The sequence below is a fragment of the Micromonospora sp. NPDC047756 genome (assembly GCF_055587245.1).
Map to the genome: position 1 here is coordinate 897,752 of NZ_JBVJGQ010000002.1, position 19,007 is coordinate 916,758.

The 19,007-nt window shown below is 72.0% G+C and carries 17 protein-coding genes; 1 reads left to right on the forward strand and 16 read right to left on the reverse strand.

Translation table 11 applies throughout. The features are described from left to right. Nucleotides 1-58: 58 nt before the first annotated feature. Genes wecB through ACZ6NZ_RS09035 form a run of 5 tightly spaced genes read right to left on the reverse strand, consistent with a single transcriptional unit; the run spans nucleotide 59 to nucleotide 4,327 of the window. A complete protein-coding gene (wecB, locus tag ACZ6NZ_RS09015) occupies nucleotides 59-1,219 on the reverse strand; it encodes a non-hydrolyzing UDP-N-acetylglucosamine 2-epimerase (RefSeq protein ID WP_465857237.1) in 1,161 nt (386 codons plus the stop codon). A gap of 6 nt (nucleotides 1,220-1,225) precedes the next feature. Then, nucleotides 1,226-2,089: a choice-of-anchor P family protein gene (locus ACZ6NZ_RS09020; RefSeq protein WP_465857239.1), complete on the reverse strand. Its 864-nt coding sequence runs from the start codon at nucleotides 2,087-2,089 to the stop codon at nucleotides 1,226-1,228. Between the two features lie 6 nt (nucleotides 2,090-2,095). Continuing rightward, complete coding sequence (locus ACZ6NZ_RS09025) at nucleotides 2,096-3,649, reverse strand: glycosyltransferase (RefSeq protein ID WP_465857241.1); 1,554 nt, start codon at nucleotides 3,647-3,649, stop codon at nucleotides 2,096-2,098. Next, nucleotides 3,639-4,181: a hypothetical protein gene (locus ACZ6NZ_RS09030; protein ID WP_465857243.1), complete on the reverse strand. Its 543-nt coding sequence runs from the start codon at nucleotides 4,179-4,181 to the stop codon at nucleotides 3,639-3,641. The genes ACZ6NZ_RS09025 and ACZ6NZ_RS09030 overlap by 11 nt, the downstream gene beginning before the upstream one ends. Next, nucleotides 4,178-4,327 (reverse strand): peptidase, encoded by a 150-nt coding sequence (locus tag ACZ6NZ_RS09035; RefSeq protein ID WP_088989215.1) that lies wholly within the window; start codon nucleotides 4,325-4,327, stop codon nucleotides 4,178-4,180. Before ACZ6NZ_RS09035 ends, ACZ6NZ_RS09030 begins: the two co-directional genes overlap by 4 nt. Before the next feature lie 189 nt (nucleotides 4,328-4,516). On the opposite strand from ACZ6NZ_RS09035, the gene ACZ6NZ_RS09040 reads away from it, so the two are divergent. Next, on the forward strand, nucleotides 4,517-5,563 hold the full coding sequence (locus tag ACZ6NZ_RS09040; protein ID WP_465857245.1) for an LCP family protein: 1,047 nt from the start codon (nucleotides 4,517-4,519) through the stop codon (nucleotides 5,561-5,563). A 60-nt stretch (nucleotides 5,564-5,623) separates the two neighbouring features. On the opposite strand, the gene ACZ6NZ_RS09045 is transcribed toward ACZ6NZ_RS09040, so the two are convergent. The 11 genes from ACZ6NZ_RS09045 to ACZ6NZ_RS09095 form a co-directional block, all read right to left on the reverse strand. Next, a complete protein-coding gene (locus ACZ6NZ_RS09045; protein ID WP_366606439.1) occupies nucleotides 5,624-6,487 on the reverse strand; it encodes a TylF/MycF family methyltransferase in 864 nt (287 codons plus the stop codon). Nucleotides 6,488-6,574: 87 nt separating this feature from the next. After that, the gene (locus ACZ6NZ_RS09050) at nucleotides 6,575-8,584 is read right to left on the reverse strand and encodes a hypothetical protein (protein ID WP_465857247.1); all 2,010 of its coding nucleotides are present in this window, start codon (nucleotides 8,582-8,584) and stop codon (nucleotides 6,575-6,577) included. Further along, nucleotides 8,584-9,783, reverse strand: coding sequence for a glycosyltransferase family 4 protein (locus ACZ6NZ_RS09055; protein ID WP_465857249.1), 1,200 nt, complete (start codon nucleotides 9,781-9,783; stop codon nucleotides 8,584-8,586). Before ACZ6NZ_RS09055 ends, ACZ6NZ_RS09050 begins: the two co-directional genes overlap by 1 nt. Beyond that, the gene (locus ACZ6NZ_RS09060) at nucleotides 9,783-10,730 is read right to left on the reverse strand and encodes a glycosyltransferase family 2 protein (protein ID WP_465857250.1); all 948 of its coding nucleotides are present in this window, start codon (nucleotides 10,728-10,730) and stop codon (nucleotides 9,783-9,785) included. The genes ACZ6NZ_RS09055 and ACZ6NZ_RS09060 overlap by 1 nt, the downstream gene beginning before the upstream one ends. After that, nucleotides 10,727-12,043: an O-antigen ligase family protein gene (locus tag ACZ6NZ_RS09065; protein WP_465857252.1), complete on the reverse strand. Its 1,317-nt coding sequence runs from the start codon at nucleotides 12,041-12,043 to the stop codon at nucleotides 10,727-10,729. Before ACZ6NZ_RS09065 ends, ACZ6NZ_RS09060 begins: the two co-directional genes overlap by 4 nt. Further along, nucleotides 12,040-13,206 (reverse strand): glycosyltransferase, encoded by a 1,167-nt coding sequence (locus tag ACZ6NZ_RS09070; protein ID WP_465857254.1) that lies wholly within the window; start codon nucleotides 13,204-13,206, stop codon nucleotides 12,040-12,042. The genes ACZ6NZ_RS09065 and ACZ6NZ_RS09070 overlap by 4 nt, the downstream gene beginning before the upstream one ends. Next, the gene (locus ACZ6NZ_RS09075; RefSeq protein WP_465857256.1) at nucleotides 13,199-14,506 is read right to left on the reverse strand and encodes a glycosyltransferase family 2 protein; all 1,308 of its coding nucleotides are present in this window, start codon (nucleotides 14,504-14,506) and stop codon (nucleotides 13,199-13,201) included. The genes ACZ6NZ_RS09070 and ACZ6NZ_RS09075 overlap by 8 nt, the downstream gene beginning before the upstream one ends. Beyond that, nucleotides 14,506-15,357: a class I SAM-dependent methyltransferase gene (locus ACZ6NZ_RS09080; RefSeq protein ID WP_465857258.1), complete on the reverse strand. Its 852-nt coding sequence runs from the start codon at nucleotides 15,355-15,357 to the stop codon at nucleotides 14,506-14,508. Before ACZ6NZ_RS09080 ends, ACZ6NZ_RS09075 begins: the two co-directional genes overlap by 1 nt. Next, on the reverse strand, nucleotides 15,357-16,205 hold the full coding sequence (locus ACZ6NZ_RS09085; RefSeq protein WP_465857260.1) for a class I SAM-dependent methyltransferase: 849 nt from the start codon (nucleotides 16,203-16,205) through the stop codon (nucleotides 15,357-15,359). Before ACZ6NZ_RS09085 ends, ACZ6NZ_RS09080 begins: the two co-directional genes overlap by 1 nt. Then, complete coding sequence (locus ACZ6NZ_RS09090; protein ID WP_465857262.1) at nucleotides 16,202-17,767, reverse strand: lipopolysaccharide biosynthesis protein; 1,566 nt, start codon at nucleotides 17,765-17,767, stop codon at nucleotides 16,202-16,204. Before ACZ6NZ_RS09090 ends, ACZ6NZ_RS09085 begins: the two co-directional genes overlap by 4 nt. After that, nucleotides 17,760-18,824: a sugar transferase gene (locus ACZ6NZ_RS09095; protein ID WP_465857264.1), complete on the reverse strand. Its 1,065-nt coding sequence runs from the start codon at nucleotides 18,822-18,824 to the stop codon at nucleotides 17,760-17,762. The genes ACZ6NZ_RS09090 and ACZ6NZ_RS09095 overlap by 8 nt, the downstream gene beginning before the upstream one ends. Nucleotides 18,825-19,007 lie beyond the last annotated feature (183 nt).

The window sequence follows — 19,007 nt, forward strand, 5'->3', positions numbered from 1 at the left end:
ATCAGTGGGCAAAGGAGGTTTGTCCGGATTTTTGAGTGATTGTCCAGATCGGTGGAGGTCAGGTGACGGCAGCGGCGGTGCGACGACGCTGTTCGACCCGACGGGCCGGTACGTTCAGCAGCCCCGCCATGGCGACCACGGAGCGGTCACTCGCCCGCCCGTCACCGAATGGCGAGCCGACGACGGTGGCCCGCCCTGCCGCGAGGTGGCGGAGACCGGCCGCCAGCAGCCGGTCGGGGTCGGTGCCCACCAACTCGCCACGGCCCGGCGTCAACGCCTCCGGACGTTCCGTGGTGTCCCTGGTGACCAGCAACGGCACCCCCAGGGTGGCGGCCTCCTCCTGGAGCCCACCCGAGTCGGTCACCACCAGATCCGCAGCCCGCAGCAGCCCGACCATCTGCGGATAGGGCAGTGGTGGCGTGACCCGGGCGTTGGTGATGCCCGACAGGCCCGCGGTGACCTCCGCGCTGAGCTGCGGATTGGGGTGGGAGACCAGCACGATCTGGACGTCCGGGCACCGCCGCGCCAAGCGGCGTAGTCCGTCCAATGTGGCGGCCACCCCGTGGCCCCAGTTCTCCCGGCGGTGCACGGTGGCCACCACCAGCTTGCGCGTCGGGTCGATCCAGTCCGGTGCCTGCGCAGTGCCGCGTGCGACGAGATCCTGGAGGGCGTCCACGACGGTGTTGCCGGTCACCACGATCGCATCGGAGCGAATGCCCTCACCGATGAGGTTCGTCCTGGCCGCCTGGGTCGGCGCCAGGTGCAACGCCGCGATTCGGGCGAGCATGGCCCGGTTGGCCTCCTCCGGGAACGGCCGGTCCAGGTCGTTGGTCCGCAGTCCAGCCTCCAGGTGGACGACCGGGACGTGCCGCCAGAACGCGGCGGTCCCGCCGGCCAGGGCGGTCGTGGTGTCCCCTTGCACCACGACCGCCGCTGGACGGTGGTGTGTGAGCAGCTCGTCGATGCCCGTGATCAGTGCCGCCGCCAGTTCGGCGAGCGAGCCGGTACGCCGTTGCGGGCGCAGGCTCACCTCCGGGCGGAGACCGAACGGGGCGAGTGCCTCGGCGACGCGTCCCGGCTGTTGACCGGTATCCGCCACCCGTACCGTGAACCTCGGATCATCGAGGAGACGGTGGATCAGAGGCGCGGTCTTCACTCCTTCCGGCCTGGTGCCGGCGAGGATCAGGACCTCTCGCGGTGTCGAGCTGCTGGCACACATGTCGGGTCAGCTCCGGGCAGCCGCGCGGCGACGCCGGTAGAGCGAGAACCCGCCGGTGGTGCCGGCAACGAGCGCGCCGAGACCGAGCGCGAGCGGTGCCCCGGCGAGCGGGATCACCGGAATGGGGGGAGCGACCGCGTTGGCCCCGCAGCTCGACGTGCCGATGGTGACGCCGGCCAGCGCTCCACCGAGCGCGGTCAGGTTCAGCGCCGTGACGGTGAGCTGACCCACGCCCGAGCTGGACTGGCCGTTGAGGGTCAGGTCGATCAGCCCCGGGATGCTCAGCCCGGTGTTCGGCGCCGGGTTGATCGGAAGGTTGAGCAGTGTCGTCTCGATACCCAGCAGCGTCGAGACGATCCGGGCGTTGGCCAGGGTCGCGGTGCCGGTCGCGGACGGGCTGCTGGTGGCGGTGCACGACGAGTAGATGGCGTCGGCGACGAGGGAGATCGTGGCGAGGCCACTGGTGCCGAGGGTCAGCGTCACCGCCGCGCCGGGCGTGACGAGGCACGATCCGCCGGGACCGATGGTGATCGAGCCGCCGGTGCCGAGCACGCCGGCGCAGGCCGCCGAGGTTCCGTCGTTGAAGGCCCGGACGTTCTGGGCGAGCACCCCGGCGGTGATGACGGTCTGCGCGCCGAGCACGGCCAGCGGGGGATTCTGGTTACCGGAGATCGACTCGGTGGTGCCGTCGTTGGTGGCCGACGCCGTGCCGGAGCTGGCGAGGCCACCACCGAGCAGGCTGATCTGAAGCGCCGAGGCGGAGGACTGGGAGGTGTCGGCCATCGCCGGAGAGGCCGCCAGGACGACCATGGCGAGACCACCGGCCAGCACCGCGGCGGTGCGGGCGAGACCGGATCTAACTCGTGGCATAGATGTCTACTTTCTGATGTGGGCGATTGCGGGGCGGTCTGTGGTGGGGGTGGTGGTGAGGTGTGTGAGGTGGCTGAGGTGCCGGGGCGGTCGGATCGACCGTGGCCCGTCGTTGCGGCCCGACCGGCGGGCCGGTTGGGCCCGGCGCGGCTGGGCCGGCACGGCGGCCCGGCCCACGGCCGCCTGGCCGACGGCCACTCGACCCACGGCCCGAGCCGGAGCCGGCTGCGGATCGGCGGCGCGGGCGGTCTTCTGCCAGTCCGTGCGGGCCGTCACCATGCGGGCGAAGGCCAACCAGACCGCCAGTGACTGGGCGTAGCTGTAGAGCCAGTGGCAGACGCCGAGCAGCAGGGCCTTGGGAACCGACAGCTGCGGCTCACAACGGATCCGGTAGACGATGCCCCACAGGGCGAACGGTCCGATGCCGAAGACGAGCACCAACGGGGGTACGCCCCAGCCGCCACTGCTCCACCAGCCGCGCAGTCCACCCATCGTGTTGTCGATGTAGTACGACATCACCACCAGGCAGGCGATGTAGATCGGCGTGCCGAGCAGTTGGGTCCACGGCGCGGCCAGGAAGTGGGCGATCTCCAGGGTGGCCGAGTTGCGGATTCGTGGCGAGCGCAGCACCCGGCCGAGGTAGCGGCCACACTGCATCGACCCCTGGGCCCAGCGGGTGCGTTGCCGCACCAGCGGGCGGATCCGGGTCAGCGCCTCCTGGGCCACCCAGCTCTCCGGGCAGTACTCGGTGCGACCCCCGGCCAGCAGGATGTGCAGGCCCAGTTCGAAGTCCTCCAGGAGGGCGCCGTGCCACGGTGTGCCGTGTTGGTCGGCGATCTCGTTGAGCAGGGACAGTCGGGTGAACTGCCCGTTGCCGCCCATCGCCACGCTGCCGGTGCGTCGCCGTAGCGACTGCATGGCGGCGATCGGGGCGCGGAACTCCATGTCCTGGAGCCGGATCAGCAGCCGTCCCCAGCGGCTGACCTCGGCCGGCTCGGCGTACCGGCGGGGCGCGCACTGGAGCATCCGCACCTCGACCTGTACCGCTCCGACCTGCGCCGAGCCGAAGTACTGACGGCCGGAGAGGGCCACCGGACCCTGGGGGTCGAGTCGGCTGTCCGCGTCCAGGACGCCGACGATCACCCGGGTGCGGTCCGCGTTGGCGGGCAACGACTGCTCGATGCGTCGCCAGGCGGCGTTGAGCGCGGCGCCCTTGCCCTGTCGTGCGTCCGGTAGCTGACGCTGGACGACGTGCACCCGCGGTTGGTCGGTGAAGGCCGCCAGTTCGGCCAGCGTGCCGTCGTCGGAGGCGTCGTCGACGCACCAGACGGTCGCCTGCGGGAAGTCGCCGAGCAGACGCCGCACGGTGTCGCCGATGACCGACGCCTCGTTGCGGCACGGCACGATGATGTGCCAGTCGAAGCCGTCCGGGCTGCCGCCGCGACTACGTGCGCTCTTCAGGTGGAACACCAGGATGCTCAGCACGTACGCGCAGAAGCTGACGCACAGCAGGAACGCCGCGGTGTTGAGCAGGGCGAGCGACTGCGTCTCAGTGGACACCGGCGACCGTCCCGGAGATCCGCTTGGTCCGGCTGACCAGGACCACGAAGAGGATCGTGACGGCGATCAGACCGGCGGTCGTGATCACCGAGCCGATCAGCACGTGGCTGCGTTCGTAGCCCAGTTTGAAGCCCCAGGTCTGCATCGAGACCACCACCGCGCCGAGTCGGATCTGGTTCACCGTGACCAGCAGCGCGACGGCCATCGCCAGGGCGTTGAGTCCACGCGTCAGGGTGATGCGGCGGAACCCGACCAACGTCGACGCGAGCACGATCGGCGGGATCAGCAACATCGCGACCGAGCAGCCGCTGGAGACCATGAAGCCGACCCAGCGCTCGTCCAGTGGGAAGATCACGGCCGCGCCGATGGATTTGGTGTCCGCCAACCCCACGGCGTTGACGAGATGCGCGTTCAGCCACGCCTCCGCGCTGGCGATGTCGTGCCACCGCCAGAGCATGGCGACGGCGGCGGCGACTCCGATCAGGCCACCCGCGCTGGCGCGCAGCCATGACCCGCGTCGGGAACCTGTCACCGCTCGCGGCCCAACATGGCGACGAGCCACAGCGCCAGACCCAGCACGACCAGCCCGACGCCGACCAGCAACCAGGACTGAACGGCAACTCCGGTGGCGGCGAGGCCACCTCCGATGTGTGGCCCCTTGGTAGGTACTCCGTACATGCCAACTCCCTCGCTAACTCGAAGGTCAGAATGGCATCACAGAATCGGGCAAAGGGGATAAAGGGGCATAGAGACCCTAAAGAGTGATTAAATGCTTCATGAGTGTGGCGGGTACGTGTCCCGGAAGGGCTGCATCCCTTGCCACACAACAGGTTCACCGTCCCGATAGTTCGTGCAGAGGTGGTCAACATGGTGACCGGTATCCCCGGACGCACGGCCACGCCGGCGCCGTCGAGGTGGCGGGCGATGGCCGGCTGGAAGAAGGCGGGCCTCGCCCTGCTCCTGATGTTCGGCGTGCTCTGCGCGGGCCTCGTCACCGTCGGCTTCGGCCTGAAGCATCGGTACGAGAGTCGGGTCCAGCGCGAGGACATCCTCGGCCAGGGCACCCGCGACGACCGCCGGTGGGAGTCGGGGCCGCTCAATCTCCTGCTGCTCGGGTCGGACTCCCGCGACGGCGAGCCGGACCAGGCCCTCTACCCCGGGCAGCGGTCGGACACCATCATGCTGGTGCACGTCAACGCCGCGCGGGAGGCCGCCACCGTCGTCTCCATCCCCCGGGACAGTTACGTCGACGTGCCCGCGGCGGGGCAGACCTGGGCCGGCGGTCCCAACAAGATCAACGCCGCGTTCGCGTTCGGCGGTGCCGCGCTGGCCGCCGAGACGGTCGCCAAGCTCACCGGGCTACCACTCGACGGCGTGCTGGTGGCCAATTTCGCCGCCGTCCGCAAGCTGGTGGACGCGGTGGAGGGGATCAACGTGTGCCTGCCGTACACCGTCACGTCCTCGGACACCGGCACCACCTGGCCCGCCGGCTGCCACGACCTGGACGGCAAGGCGGCCGACGACCTGATGCGGCAGCGGCACGGTGTGCCCGGCGGAGACTTCGGCCGCATCCACGACCAGCAGCTCGTGGTCCGCGCCCTGGCCGAGCGGGTCACGGCGACGAATCTGCTCACCAGCCCGACCCGACTCGACCGGGTGCTCACCACCGCGGCCGAATCGCTTGTCGTCGACCGCGACCTGAACCTCACCGACCTCGCCCTCGTGCTGCGCAAGGTGAAGCCGGAGACCGTCCAGTTCGTCACCGTCCCGTTCAGCGACGCGAACCTGCAGACCCCGGCCGGGTCCGCGGTGCGGCTGGACGAGGTCCGAGCCCCGGCGCTCTTCGCCGCCCTGCGCGAGGACCGGGTGGCGCAGTGGGTCGCGGCCAACCCGCAGACGCCGCCGGCCAACTGAGTACGGGCACGAAAGACGGCGGGTGGGAGGTCTCCGGACCTCCCACCCGCCGTCGTCGGGTCAGCGCGACCGCCGCCAGTAGCGGCAGGTCCAGTCCACCTGGTGCAGCTCGTCCTCGATGCCGTGTTCGGCGCGGAAGTCGTCGACGGCCTGCTTGCAGCCGCGTACCGCGTGGTAGTCGTCGATGATCACGTAGCCTCCGACGGAGAGCTTCGGGTAGAGCGAGCGCAGCGCCACCATCGTCGAGTCGTAGAGGTCCCCGTCGAGACGCATCACCGAGATCTGCTCCACCGGCGCGGTCGGCAGGGTGTCCGAGAACCAGCCCTTGAGGAACCGGACCTGGCCGTCGAGGAGCCCGTACCGCTCGAAGTTCGCCTTCACCTGCTCCAACGACACGGCCAGGAAGGGCACCTGCCAGAGCGCGTCCTCGACGTCCTCGACCCGGTGCGGCGCCGGCTTCGGCAGGCCGCGGAACGAGTCCGCGACCCACACCGTCCGGTCCCGGTCGCCGTAGGCGCGCAGCATCCCGCGCATGAAGATGACTGCCCCGCCCCGCCACACCCCGGTCTCGATCAGGTCACCGGGCACACCCCGCTCCAACACGTCCTTGACGCATCGCTCCAGGTTGTCCAGCCGCCGCAGCCCGATCATGGTCTCGGCCTCCGGCGGCCAGTCCCGGCCGGTGGCCCGCGCCTCCGCGTCGAACGGGAACTGGAGCACCAGCTCCAGGCCCTTACGTCGCAGCAGGTGCCGGCCGTGCTGAAGGATCTTGCCGTGCAGGGAGCCCTGACGTGGGTGGTAGGGCATCCACGTCTCGCGGAAGACGTAGCGGGTCAGCGCCTTCTTGAGCAGATCGCAGTAGAGGGCGCGGGGGTCGTCCAGCGACGGCTCGGACGCCTGGGTGGGGATCAACATCTCACTCATCGGCCTATCTCCTTGTCGGTGTCGTTCCTAGCCAGTTGGGCGGGCCGCCGGTCACGGGCGGGCCGCCGACCGTTGCTCCGGCCGTTGTCAGCCCCAGCGATCGGCGTCGCCGACGGCTACCGCCCGTCGCAGCACGATGGGCCCGGTGGAGGGTCGTTCCGCGCTCGGCCGCCCGGCGGCCAGCAACTCCTGCCCGAAGGCCGGCCAGTGGTCCGTCTGGTTGGCCACCCGGGCACCCGGGGAAGGCTCCGGCAGCGCCGCCTCCGCCGCCGGTGATCGCCAGACCGACTCGGGCCGGGCCAACGGTCGGCCGAGCACACCCGCCACGGCGGGGGAGCCACCCCAGGCCGGGGCCGCGGGCTCGGTCTCGGCGGTGGGCGTCGGCACCTGCTCGGGCCGGTCCGGGGCATCCGTCACCACCGGATTCGGCTGAGTGACGGCATCCTCGATCCGGGTCGGCTCGGCCGGCGCCTCCGAGGGCGCCACCACGCCACCCCCGGTGCTCTCGACCGGCTGGCGCTCGACCGGCACGCTCCCAGCCGTCGCACTCGTCACCCGCTCGCGGTCGACGGGCTTGCGCTCGACCGTCGTGCCCTCGACCGTCCTACCCTCGACGGTCCTGCCGACCGGGGCGGACTCGCCCGAGCTTTGGCGGCGGTGCCGTCCGGGTGGCCCGGACTTCTCCTCGACCAGGGCGCTGACCAACTCACGGATGACCGCGCCCTGGGCGCCCACCTTCGTCGCCGGCAGCGCCAGGGCATCCGGGGTCGCGCCCGGCACCAGGGCCGGTTGCTCGCTGCTCGGCCGGTGGTCCGGTCGGGGCACCGCCCCGATCACCACGACACCGGCCAGCGGCAGCCCGAGCTGTTGCACGAGCCGGGCCGCCCGGGTGCTGTCGTCCAGGTTCGTCCGGCCGGCGCGGACGACCAGCAGCACGCCGTCCGCGTGCTGGGCGAACGCCGAGATCTCCCGTCCGGCCAGGATCGGCGGCGCGTGGACGATCACGCAGTCCTCGTCCTCGCCCAGCGCGTTGAGCAGGCCGCCCAGCTCGTGCAGGGCCTCCGTGTCGGCGCCCTCGCGGGGCTCGGCCGGCAGCACGGTCAGGGTGGGGAAGTCGACCAGGCGCACCGGAGGGCACTTCTGGGCCAGCACCTGCTGCCAGGTGTGCGGCGCCTCCGGGAAGTGTCCCGACAGCACCGGGTCCCGTACCGCGCCGTCCACCAGCGTGGCCCGACAGTGCTCATCGGCCATGCCCAGACCGAGCAGGGCGGTCACCAACGCCTTGCCGTCGTCGTCGTGCGCGCTGGTCACCAGCAGCCGACGACGGGGCAGGGGAGCGGTGAGCACACTGAGCGTCGAGATGGTGGCGCGCACCGCGTCGGCGACGTTGGTGCGGGCGTACAGCGCGGCGGCGTGATGGCGGGCGAAGCGGCGCGGCAGCTTCGGCAGCACCCCGACCACCGGCAGGCCCAGGCGTGCCTCGATCTGGCCGATGTCGCGCAGCCGGCTGTCGAACCGGTCGCGCAGCATGGTCGCGCCCCAACCGGCCAGCAGCCCGGCCAGGGCCCCGAGCACACCGTTCAGCAGCGGCTTTGGGAAGGCCGGCCGAGCCGGCGGGCTGGCGGTGTCGAGAACCCGGGCGTTGATGCTGGTGGAACCGCCCATGTCCAGTCGGCCCAGTTGTTGACTGACGGCGCGGGAAGCGGCGTTCGCGATCGCGGCGGCCTGCGTGCCGGTGCCGGCGCTCGCGTGCACGGTGATGATCTGGAGGCCCAGTTCGTACTCGCCGCTGACGTGACCGAGCACGGCCCGCTCGGGCAGTTGCAGTGAACGCGCCGCCTCCAGCGCGACCTCCCGGGACCCGACCAGTCGGGCGATTGTGGGCGTGAGGTTCTGCGCGAGGGCCAGATCCACCGGTCTGTCCTCGTCGGTCTGCTCGGCGCTGACCAGCACCGAGGCCTCCGCCTCGTAGCGTGCCGGGAGGAGCTGGGTGACTCCCTGGGCGGCGGCCAGGCCCGCGCACAGGCCGAGCAGCGGTACGCCCACCCGGCGCCAGGAGGCACCGAGCAAGCCTTTGACATCTATCGACGCGCTCATCAGGCGATCGCCTCTCTGGTTGGGTGCCCGGTTTCAGCGGGCGATGTGCGCAGCGACCGGGCCGGGGACCGCAGTCCGCGCCAGGTCGTGCAGAGGGTCTCGGCGATCCGGTCCCAGCCGAACTCGGCACCGGCGCGGGCCAACCCACGGTTGGCCAACTGACCGGAGAGCGCCGGGTCGTCGCGCAGCCGCGCGAGGCGGGCGGCGAGCGCGGAGACGTCACCGGCGGGAAAGACGAGACCGGCGTCGCCCACCACGTAGGGGATCTCACCGACGTCGCTGCCCACGACGGGTACGCCACAGGCCATCGCCTCGACCAGCACCCGGCCGAACTGCTCGCGCAGCGGGATACCGATCCACGGCAGGGTGTTGCGCTGCACCACCTCGATCGATGGCATCGCCAACACGTCCATGTCGTTGAGCAGCGTGGGCAGCTCGGCGTGCCCGGCCCAGCCGTGCCGGTGCACCCGACCCGGTCGGCGCGCGGCGGCCCGTTCGATCTCGGCGTCGAGACTGCCGTCCCCGACCAGCGACACGTCGCAGTCGATCAGCTCGGCGGCTCGCAGCAGGTCGACCACACCCTTGTGCGGCTCGAACCGCCCGACGAACCCGACGGTGAACGGGCGCGCGGCGGGATCGGTGGGCAGCGGCCGGAACACCCGGGTGTCCACGCCGAGCGGCACGATCGTGGCCGGGCCCCGGTAACCCTTGATCCGCAGCACGTTCAGCGCCGCGGGTGTGATCGGGAAGGCGTGGTCGACGGAGAGGTAGGACTGTCGCTCGATCCGGGGGAACGGCGCCGGAAAGCGGGTGACCACGTTCTGCGCGGCGTACAACGTGGTGGGCACCCCGGCCCAGCAGCGTTGACGCAGCCGCAGCGCCTGCCAGGTGGTGAGGTACGCGGCCTCGCCGATGACGTGCAGGATGTCCGGGCGGGCGGTGGTCACGTCGTGCTGGCCGGGCAGCCGGAACAGCACCGAGGCCATGTGCCCGGTCAGCGACTCGCCGAGCAGGTGCGGAACGACGTGGTACCGCAGCCGGTGGTGTCGACGGGCCAGCCGGGCCAGTTCGCGTCGGGTCGCCGGGGACACGTCCGCGGCGAGCACCGTGAGGGTGACGTCCGGCTGTTCGCACAGGACGTCGAACAGGTCCGTCCAGTGTTCGGTGCGCTTGCCGACGACCGTTGTCAGGACGTGCATCACGCTCCTCCTCTCGTTTCAGGTCGGGTGACAGCGATCCGGCCGACGCGGGTCCAGGCGCGCAGCCGGGCCGTCCCGGCGCGGGGTTGCACTGGCATCCGCGCCCCGGCCAGTCCGATGCCGATCAGCGCGCGCAGCAGCACCACGCCACGTACCGCGCGCAGGGTGCCGGCGCGGTGGCGGGCGAAGAACCGCAGCATGCTGCGGTACAGGTGGGGCCAGATCCAGGCCGGATCGGAGCTGCTCGCCCCGCCGGTGTGCACGGCGGTCACCGAGGGCACGTAGAGCACCTGGGCACCGTGCCGGGCCGCCTGGAGGCACAACTCCTCGTCCTCGTAGTACAGGAAGTAGCCCTCGTCGAGGCCGCCGATCGCCACGAACAGGTCGCGACGCACCGCCAGGCAGGCACCGGAGAGCCAGTCCACGGCCACCGGCTGCGCCCCGCGCACACAGGCGTCGTACGCGGCCCGGCGCTGCCGACCACTGAGCAACCGTCGCAGCGAGACCGGCACCAGCGACCCACCGAACCGGCTGGCCAGCACCGTGCCGAGGGATTCGAACCGGTGGGCGCTGATCGCGACCCGGCCGTGCGCGTCGGTGAGCCGTGGTCCCGCGATGCCCACCGACGGTCGGTCGCGCAGCACCCGGACCAGTTCCGCCACCGCGCCGGGGGTGACCACGCAGTCCGGGTTGACCAGGAGCACGACGTCGGTGTCGACCCCGGCCGCGGCCCGGTTCACGGCGGTGGCGAATCCGGTGTTGGTGGGGCTGGCGAGGACCGTCACCTCGGGGAAGTGGCGTCGGACGAGGTCGACAGTGCCGTCGGTGGAGGCGTTGTCGACCAACCGCACCGGCACCTGCGCCTGCCGCAACGCGCTCAGGGCGGCGACGATCTGTCCCGCCGAGTTGTGGGTGACCACCACCGCGGTGGCGTCGGCCGCGCTCACGCCGCCACACCCGTTCGGGTCAGGACGCCGCGCAGCAGCGGCGGTCGGGCGGTTCGCCGCAGCCGCGCCCCCTCGTGGTGTGCCGTGAGGAGGGTCAGCGCCGGCAACAGGCCCAGCTCCCAGTGCCCGTCGGTCGGCGCCGCGAAGAGGGCGGCGGCCAGGAAACCGCAACACAGCGCCGCGAACGGCAGCGCGATCCCGTCCCGGCTGCGCAGGCCGACGCGGATGCTGCGCAGGATCGGCCAGAGGACCAGCAGGAGGCCGACCAGCCCGAGGTTGGCCAGCACCGTGACGTAGAAGGCGTGGTACACCGGCCCGACGTCGGTGAAGGTGAAGCCGGACAGGTAGATGTCCGGGGTGGTCTGTCCGAGGCCGGCCCCGACCAACGGCTGGTCGGCGAAGACGCCGAGGCCCACCTCGGACTCCACCCCCCGGTAACCGGCGGACTGCTCGAACCCCTTGGTGATCTCCGTGGCGCGCTCCCGTACCCCTGGTTGCAGGGCGAGGATCGCGGCCACCGCAACCGCCGCAGCGGCGGTCGCGGCCAGGCCGGTGCGGACCGTGCGACCGCCGCGGACCAGCATGATCAGTCCGGTCAGCGCCGCGGCGAGCCAGATCCCCCGGTACGACGCGAGGAGCACGTCGACGGCGAAGAACCCGCCGAGCAGGAGGGCGCCGGCCCGACGCCAACCCCGCACCCGACCCGCGACCCAGATCAGCGCGGGGATGGCCATCAGGGTGATGAGCCCGCCGTGCCGCCCCGGTGCCGTCACCGAGATGGCGGTGAAGGCCCCCGCCAGCACCACGTACAGGATGCCGGCGGCCAGGATCCGACGGGACGTGGTGAGGGTGTGGGTGGCGACGAAGAAGTACACCGGGATCGTGGCCACCTGGTACGCCGCGACCAGCACTTCCGCCGGGAGGTTGCCGACGGCCAGGCCGTAGGTGGCCGCCACCACTGTCAACCCGACCAGGACCAGCATCCCCGCGTCGGCGGCGGTACGCCGGATACCCCGCTCCGCCCGGACCCAGTGGCGGGTGGCCAGCGCGGCGCCACCGGCGGCCAGCAGCAGCACCTTCACCGCGATGTAGCCGCGCACGTCACCGCCGCTGAGCACCGCACCGACCACGGCCCCGCCGATGATGCCCACCGGCAGCACGGCCCAGGGCCAGAGCAGGAACACGCCGAAGCACAGCACTCCGATGGCGGCGGCCAGGCCGACCGGCCCGGGCAGCAGGGTGACCACTGTCACCACGGCGCCCAGCGCGGCTCCGGCGAGCACCACACCGGGCGCGACGATCGGCACTCTCATCGCGGCAACCCCGCCAACAGGGAGCGCAGCTGGACGCCCCGGGCCGACCAGCTGTTGCGGGTGGCGACCTCTCGGCGTCGGGCGGCGTCGTCGGGCGCGCCGGCGCGGTCCAGCGCCTCGTTCAGCGCCGCGGCGAAGCTCGCCGGATCGGCGGCGAGCGCGATGGCGTCACCCAGGGACCGCAGCGCCGGCAGCGGTGTCGCGACGACGGGTTTGCCGAGGGCCAGGTATTCGTAGCACTTCTTCGGGTGCACGTAGTCGATCAGGCCACCCACCCGGTAGGGGATCATGGTGACGTCGCAGGCCCGCAGGATGCCCGGCACGTCAGCGAAGCGGACGGCGTCGACGAGCACCACGTTGGACAGTCCGGCGAGCGGGGCGCGGCCGGCCCGGGTGGACGGGCCGACCAGGACGAACGTCCACTCCGGGTGGGCGCGCGCCACCGAGGCGACCAGGTCCGCGTCGAAGGCCCGGGTGTCGACCGCCCCGCTGTAGCCGATCAGTGGTCGGCGCAGGCTGAGCAACCAGGGTGCGACCGGGCCGTCCGGCGAGAAGCGGTCCGGGTCGCATCCGTTCGCCAGGACCACCGGTGCCGGGTCGGAGGTGGGCAGCCGGTCGGGTAGCGCGGTGGACGAGGCGAGGACGAGGTCGGCGGCGCCGACGGCGGAGCGCAGCGCGCGGCGCAGATGCCAACGGTTCCAGGGGCGGGTGAACGTCCAGTCCAGGTCGGTGGCGTCGTAGACGACGGCGGACGCGTCCATCCGGGCGGCGACCGGCGCGGCCAGGTCCTCGTCCAGCCAGAGCAGCCGTACGGATGCCTCCCGCCGCCGCAACCACCGGCGCAACACCCGCGCGGCGAACCAGCGGTTGACCCGGTTGACCGGCGGCAGGTGCCTACCGAACGGCAGCAGCGCCGGCCCGGCGCACTGCCACAGACCGTCGCCCACCTCCCGGACCTGGACCCGCCAGCGGGGGCGGTGCCCGGCCGGGTCGACGAAGAGCACCCGGTGGTCGACGGTCAGCTCGCGGGCCAGCGCGTGCTGCCGGTGGGCCCCGTTCGCCCACGGCGTGCCGCTGAAGATGACCACCCAGTCGCGGTCGCCGTCGGTGGGCGGCACGACCGCCGCGGCCGCCGGTTGCAGGGTGCTGGTGTGCTCAGCCACGGCCCGACCGTTCCATCGGCCGTGGCGCTCCGGCGGGCAGCAACTCGTCCTCGCCGAGGCGGCCGAGCACCGGGCGGGCGCGCTCGTCGTCGAGTCGCAGCAGTCGCGCGCCGGCGTGCCGGTCCAGCCAGCCGCGCAGCGCGCCGGCCGCGACCCGCCGGTTGACCCAGTTGAGAAGCGGCACCGCGTCACCCAGCGGCAGCGCGGTCGGCGCGACGGCGTGCCAGGCCGCCGCGCCGATCGGTGTCACCTCGCACCGCCAGCGCGGCCGGCGTCCCGGCGGGTCGACGAAGAGCAACCGTTGCCCGGGCGCCAGCTGCCCCAGCACCGCCGAGTGTCCGTCGACGGACCATCGGGTGCGGCTGAACAGCACCACCCAGTCGCGGGTGTCGCCGTCGGGCAGCGGACCGACATCGCCGCGCAGCGCGGCGAGCAGGTCGCCCAGGCCCAGCTGTACGGATCGACCGAAGAGCCGCTTGACCAGATGGTCGGCGAGCAGCGCGGCCCGGAACACGGGTAACCGGTACCGGGGCTGGGTCAGCCGCAGATACCCGACCAGACTGCCCAGCAGGTGTCGGAAGCGGATGGTCGGCCCGAGCAGCCGGCAGGACGCGCCCCGGCTGTGCGTCACCACGGCGTCCGGGAGCATCCACAACTGGTGCCCGGCCTGGTCGAGCTGCCGCGCGAGGACCGCGTCGTTCCAGTAGACGGGGAACGCCTCGTCGAAGATGGTCTGTTGTCCGAGCACCGAGCGGCGCAGCAGCATGCAGCTGCCCGAGGCGAGCTGCCGGGGACGGCTGAAGTCCTCGCCGCGCATCTGGAAGCGGTGCAGCGCCTGGCGGAACCCGGGCAGCCGGCGCAGCGCGGTCACCAGCGCGATGGTGGCGGTGAAGCTGGGCTGTTGGACGTAGTGCTGCTGGAAGGTGCCGTCCGGGTTGAGGTACAGCGGGCTGACCCCGGCCACGTCCGGCCGCTCCCGCAGGTGGTCGATCATCCGCGACAGCGCGCCCGGGTGGAACCGGATGTCGCTGTTGAGCAGCAGGATCAACTCTCCGTTCGCCCGGCGGTACGCCTGGTTGACGGCGGCGGCGAACCCGGTGTTGTGCTTGTTGCGGATCAGCCGGACCCGGGGTTGGTCGGCGAGCATCTCCGCCGAGCCGTCGGACGAGCCGTTGTCGACGGCCACCACCTCGTAGTCCAGGTCGGGGTCGACGGTCGAGGCCAGCGACTCCAGGCACTCCCGGGTCTGCTCGCGGGTGTTCCAGCTGATCAGGAGCACCGACAGCAGCGGGGCGCCCATCAGGACACCGCCCGGTCGTCGCGGCGGGCGAAGATCCGCAGCAGGTCGCCGAGGTGAGGGTGCGTCACCCGGGGCGACCGGCTGGCGGCGACGTCGGCGATCAGCAGATCACGGGCGTTGCGCAGCCGTGCCGCCGGTTGCCAGTAGAACCGGGAGAAGACCGTGTCGTGCGAGATCACCCGGAACCCGGACTCCACCAGCATCCGGCTCAGCGTGTCCGGGGTGAAGTGCCAGCGGTGGTACGCGGGGGCGATGGCGGGCCAGTCGGTGCCGAGTCGGTGGGCGGCGGCGGAGGCGATGTTGGGTACTTCGAGGGCGAGCCAGCCGCCGGGGGTGAGGGCGGTGTGTGCGGCGTGGAGGAAGGCGCGGGGGTCTTCGACGTGTTCGAGGACGTGGAAGGCGCAGACGACGTCGGCGGTGAGGGTGGGTGCGATGGTTTCGAAGTAGCCCTGGCGTACGGGCATGTGGAGGTGGTCGCGGGCGAAGCTGGCGGCGGCGTGGCTGACTTCGATGCCGCTGGCGGTGATTCCGGCCTGGTGGGCGGCTTCGAGGAAGTAACCCCCGGCGCAGCCGGCTTCGAGCAGCACGGTGGGCCGGACGGCCGAGAGCAGCCAGCGCAACCGTCGGCTCGCCTCGAACCGACGCTGACCGGCGGAGGCGAAGTAGTCCTGGTACCCGTCCGTCGTGTAGTAGGCCTCGTCGTACAGCTCCTCGGGGGCCGGGGCGCTGCCCGCGGTCCAGACGAAGCCGCAGTCCGGGCAGCTCCACAGCAGCTCGCCGAGGGCCGGCGAGTGCCCGCCGGCGCGGCCGCAGAGCTGGCAGCGGACCAGCTCGATCCCATCGAGTTTCATCAGGTGCTCCGTCCGGTTCGTGGCGCCCGGGCGATCACCCGGAGCAGGTCGCCGAGGCGTGGGTGGGTCAGCCGCGGTGAGCGGAGCCCGAGCACGTCGGCCGGGAGTAGGTGTCGTGCGTGCCGCAGCCGGTAGGCGAGTGGCATGTAGTAGCGGAAGACGGTGGTGTCCTGCCGGACCACCTCGAAGCCGAGGTCGGTCACCAGCCGGACCAGGGTGTCCGGGGTGAAGTGCCAGCGGTGCCAGCGCGGTTGCAGGCCCGGCCAGTCGGTGCCGAGTCGGTGGGCGGCGGCGGAGGCGATGTTGGGTACTTCGAGGGCGAGCCAGCCGCCGGGGGTGAGGGCGGTGTGTGCGGCGTGGAGGAAGGCGCGAGGGTCTTCGACGTGTTCGAGGACGTGGAAGGCGCAGACGACGTCGGCGGTGAGGGTGGGTGCGATGGTTTCGAAGTAGCCCTGGCGTACGGGCATGTGGAGGTGGTCGCGGGCGAAGCTGGCGGCGGCGTGGCTGACTTCGATGCCGCTGGCGGTGATTCCGGCCTGGTGGGCGGCTTCGAGGAAGTAACCCCCGGCGGGACCGGCTTCGAGAAGGACTGTGGGGCGGACGGTGGAGAGCAACCAGCGCAGCCGCCGCCGTGCCTCGAACCGGCGTGGCGCGGCCCGGAAGTAGTCGTCGTAACCGCCCTCGGCGAAGTAGTCCTCGTCGTATCGCCCGTCCTCGGTGGCCTGCTCCTGCGCGGTCCAGCTGAAGCCGCAGCCTTCGCAGCGGCGCAGCAGCCCGCCGAGTCGGGGCAGGTGGGCCTGCCGTGGCCCACACAGCACGCACCGCGCGGTGCGGTGGCCGACGCTCATCGCGGACCGCCCGTGCTCGGCGACAGCACCGCCGTCGGCGCGCGCAGCAGCCGGTGCAGTCGCATCCGGTCGCCCGCGCCCAGGTGCCCGCCGGCGATCAGCAGCGCGCCGGCGACGAGCACTGTCAGACCCGCCCGGGACGACACGGCGAGGGCGGCGTCGAGGCGTCCCGGACCGTCCGGCAGGAACTGGCTGGCCCCCGCCGTGACCAACCCGGCCGCGACAGCCGCGGCGAGCGGCGGCCAGATCGTCCGCGCCAGCGGGGCCAGCGGGCGGGCCGTGGCGCTGTGGAAGTAGACCAGGAAGTATCCGGTGCTCAGCACCACCGCCAGCGCTGTCGACAGCGGTACGCCGAGCGGCCCGCACAGCAGCAGCATCGGCACGGTCAGGACCAGGTTGAGGACGACGGAGAGCAGCACGTACCGCGTCTCCAACCCGGGCCGGCCCTCGGCGCGGGCCGCGATCGTCGCCGCCCCGGTGATCAGGTTGAGGGCGTACGCGGGCGCGAGGATCATGATGTTCGCGGCGGCCCAGGGGACCTGGTGGCCCAGCCAGAGCCGGACCAGCGGATCGGCGCTGACCATCAGCGCGGCGGTGGCCGGGGCCAGGAACAGCGCGAGGTACCGGGTGGCGGTCAGGTAGAACCGGTCCAGCCAGCCGGTGCCGCGGGACACCGTGCGGGCGACCGCCGCGGGGAACAGCACGATGAGGGCGAAACCCGGGGGCAGGCGGAGCAGGTTGAGCAGGCGACTGCCCAGGTCGAAACCGCCGGCCACGGCGGGGCCGAAGGCGCCACCGAGGACGAGGCGGTCCAGTTCCACGTTGACCATGCCGGCGCCACTGGAGACCTGCACCCGCAGGCCGTAGCCGCCGATGCGGCGGATGTCGGCCAGGTCCGTTCGCCCCCACCGTGGGGACAGGTCCGGGCACTGGCGGTGGGTCGTCGCGGCGAGCAGGAGGGTACGGACCGCCCCGGTCGCGGCGGCCGAGGCGGCCAACGCCACCAGGCCGCCGCCGAGGCGTACCACCAGGATGGCGAGGGCGGCCCCGAGGATCGCGGTGCCGGCGCTGATCGCGGCGAGTGAGCCGTACCGTTGGCCACCTTCGAGTACGGCCCGCCACGGCAGCTCCACGGCGCCGGCCACCAGGGCGACGACCAGCCAGACGGTGGCCTGCCACGCCTCGTCGGCCAGGTCACCGAGGCGCAGCAGCCCGGCGAGCCACGGCCAGCCGGCACCGAGCGCCCCCAGGGTGAGCAGGCCCAGCAGCAGGGCCCAGCCCAACCCCAGCCCGAGCAGCCGACGTACCAGGTCCCGGTCGGCCGCGCTCTCGGCGCGGGCGACCTCCCGGACCAGTGCGGAGCCGAGGCCGAGGTCGATCAGGGCGGCCATCGCCAGCAGCCCGGCGAGCACGACCCAGATCCCGAACTCCCGCGGCCCGAGCCGCTGGTAGATGACGGGCACCGAGACCAGCCCGGACACCGCCATGATCACCCGTGCGGCCAACATGCTGGCCGTGTTGCGGGTGACCCGGGTTTCGACGGCGTGGGTCGTGTCAGCCACGGGGGAACCCCCGGAACAGCTCGACCACCGTCAGCAGGAGCAGGGTGAGGTCGACCCGCATGGAGCGGCAGTTGAGGTACAGCAGGTCACACCGGAGCTTCTCCTCCACGGTGGCCGCGTATCCGCCGGTGAGCTGCGCGATGCCGGTCAGCCCTGGCCGGATCAGGTGCCGCAGGTCGTAGTCGGGCAACCGGGCGAAGCCGGCGATGAACTCCGGTCGTTCCGGGCGAGGCCCGACGAGGCTCATCTCGCCGCGCAGCACGTTCCAGAGCTGGGGCAACTCGTCCAGCCGGGACCGTCGTAGCCAGCGACCCAGTCGGGTGATCCGGACGTCGTCCGGCAGGGCCAGCACCGGGCCGGTGGTCTGCTCGGCGCCGACCCGCATGGTCCGGAACTTGACCACCCGGAAGAGCCGGCCACCGGTGCCGACGCGTTGCTGGAGGTAGAACGGTGGGCCGCCGGTGAACGACACCACGGCGGCGATCATTGCGATCAGTGGGATCACCACGACGGCACTGAGCAGGATCACGCCGAGGTCGAAGAACCGCTTGAGCCGCTCGCCTCGGGGTCGGCCTGCGCCACCCGGCCCCAGCCGGATCCAAGGCAGCCCACCGAATCGCGCCATCGCGGGTGCCCGCAGCAGGCCGTAGACGGGACGGGCCAGCACCATGATCTCGACGCCGGCGCTCAGGCAACTGGTGACGATGCGGTCGTCGATGCTCTCCAGGGAGTGCTTGAGCAACAGGAGTCGAGGGCGGACGCCGGCCAGCACCCGGGCGAACTCCTCGGCGCAGACCGGCACCGGGAGTCGGACGGCCACGTCGAACTCCTCGTCCAGACGGTCGATCGGGGTGGCCGCGTCGTTCGCCTCGAGCACCACCACGCGGGCCCGCCGTCTGTGCTGGTCGGAGCGGTTGGCCTGCTCGTAGCGGGCGAACATCTCCTGAAGCTGCAGCGGGATCTCCGGGCGTTGTCGCGTCTCGGCACCGGGTGCCGCGGCGAGGTCGTCGGAGGTCGCGGTGTCGTTGCCCGGCAACGGAGCTGAGTCCGCGGTCACGGGTCCCGGGGTCTTTCTCAACGCGCCGACCTCCTTCTCCGTCAGGTGCTTCGAGGGCATGGGGGGCGAGCACCCCGGAAGTAAGCTACTAGTCACAAATGCCCCATTAGTCCCGGATAGGCAAAAACAGGACTTCTCGCCTTGAACGTCGCATATCTCCCCAAAGCATTGGTCGAAACATCC

What these genes read in the sequence shown, in the direction of transcription:
- wecB (WP_465857237.1), bottom strand. Translation starts at nt 1,219, where the DNA reads ATGTGTGCCAGCAGCTCGACACCGCGAGAGGTCCTGATCCTCGCCGGC.
- ACZ6NZ_RS09020 (WP_465857239.1), bottom strand. Translation starts at nt 2,089, where the DNA reads ATGCCACGAGTTAGATCCGGTCTCGCCCGCACCGCCGCGGTGCTGGCC.
- ACZ6NZ_RS09035 (WP_088989215.1), bottom strand. Translation starts at nt 4,327, where the DNA reads ATGTACGGAGTACCTACCAAGGGGCCACACATCGGAGGTGGCCTCGCC.
- ACZ6NZ_RS09040 (WP_465857245.1), top strand. Translation starts at nt 4,517, where the DNA reads ATGGTGACCGGTATCCCCGGACGCACGGCCACGCCGGCGCCGTCGAGG.
- ACZ6NZ_RS09045 (WP_366606439.1), bottom strand. Translation starts at nt 6,487, where the DNA reads ATGAGTGAGATGTTGATCCCCACCCAGGCGTCCGAGCCGTCGCTGGAC.
- ACZ6NZ_RS09050 (WP_465857247.1), bottom strand. Translation starts at nt 8,584, where the DNA reads ATGAGCGCGTCGATAGATGTCAAAGGCTTGCTCGGTGCCTCCTGGCGC.
- ACZ6NZ_RS09055 (WP_465857249.1), bottom strand. Translation starts at nt 9,783, where the DNA reads ATGCACGTCCTGACAACGGTCGTCGGCAAGCGCACCGAACACTGGACG.
- ACZ6NZ_RS09065 (WP_465857252.1), bottom strand. Translation starts at nt 12,043, where the DNA reads ATGAGAGTGCCGATCGTCGCGCCCGGTGTGGTGCTCGCCGGAGCCGCG.
- ACZ6NZ_RS09075 (WP_465857256.1), bottom strand. Translation starts at nt 14,506, where the DNA reads ATGGGCGCCCCGCTGCTGTCGGTGCTCCTGATCAGCTGGAACACCCGC.
- ACZ6NZ_RS09080 (WP_465857258.1), bottom strand. Translation starts at nt 15,357, where the DNA reads ATGAAACTCGATGGGATCGAGCTGGTCCGCTGCCAGCTCTGCGGCCGC.
- ACZ6NZ_RS09085 (WP_465857260.1), bottom strand. Translation starts at nt 16,205, where the DNA reads ATGAGCGTCGGCCACCGCACCGCGCGGTGCGTGCTGTGTGGGCCACGG.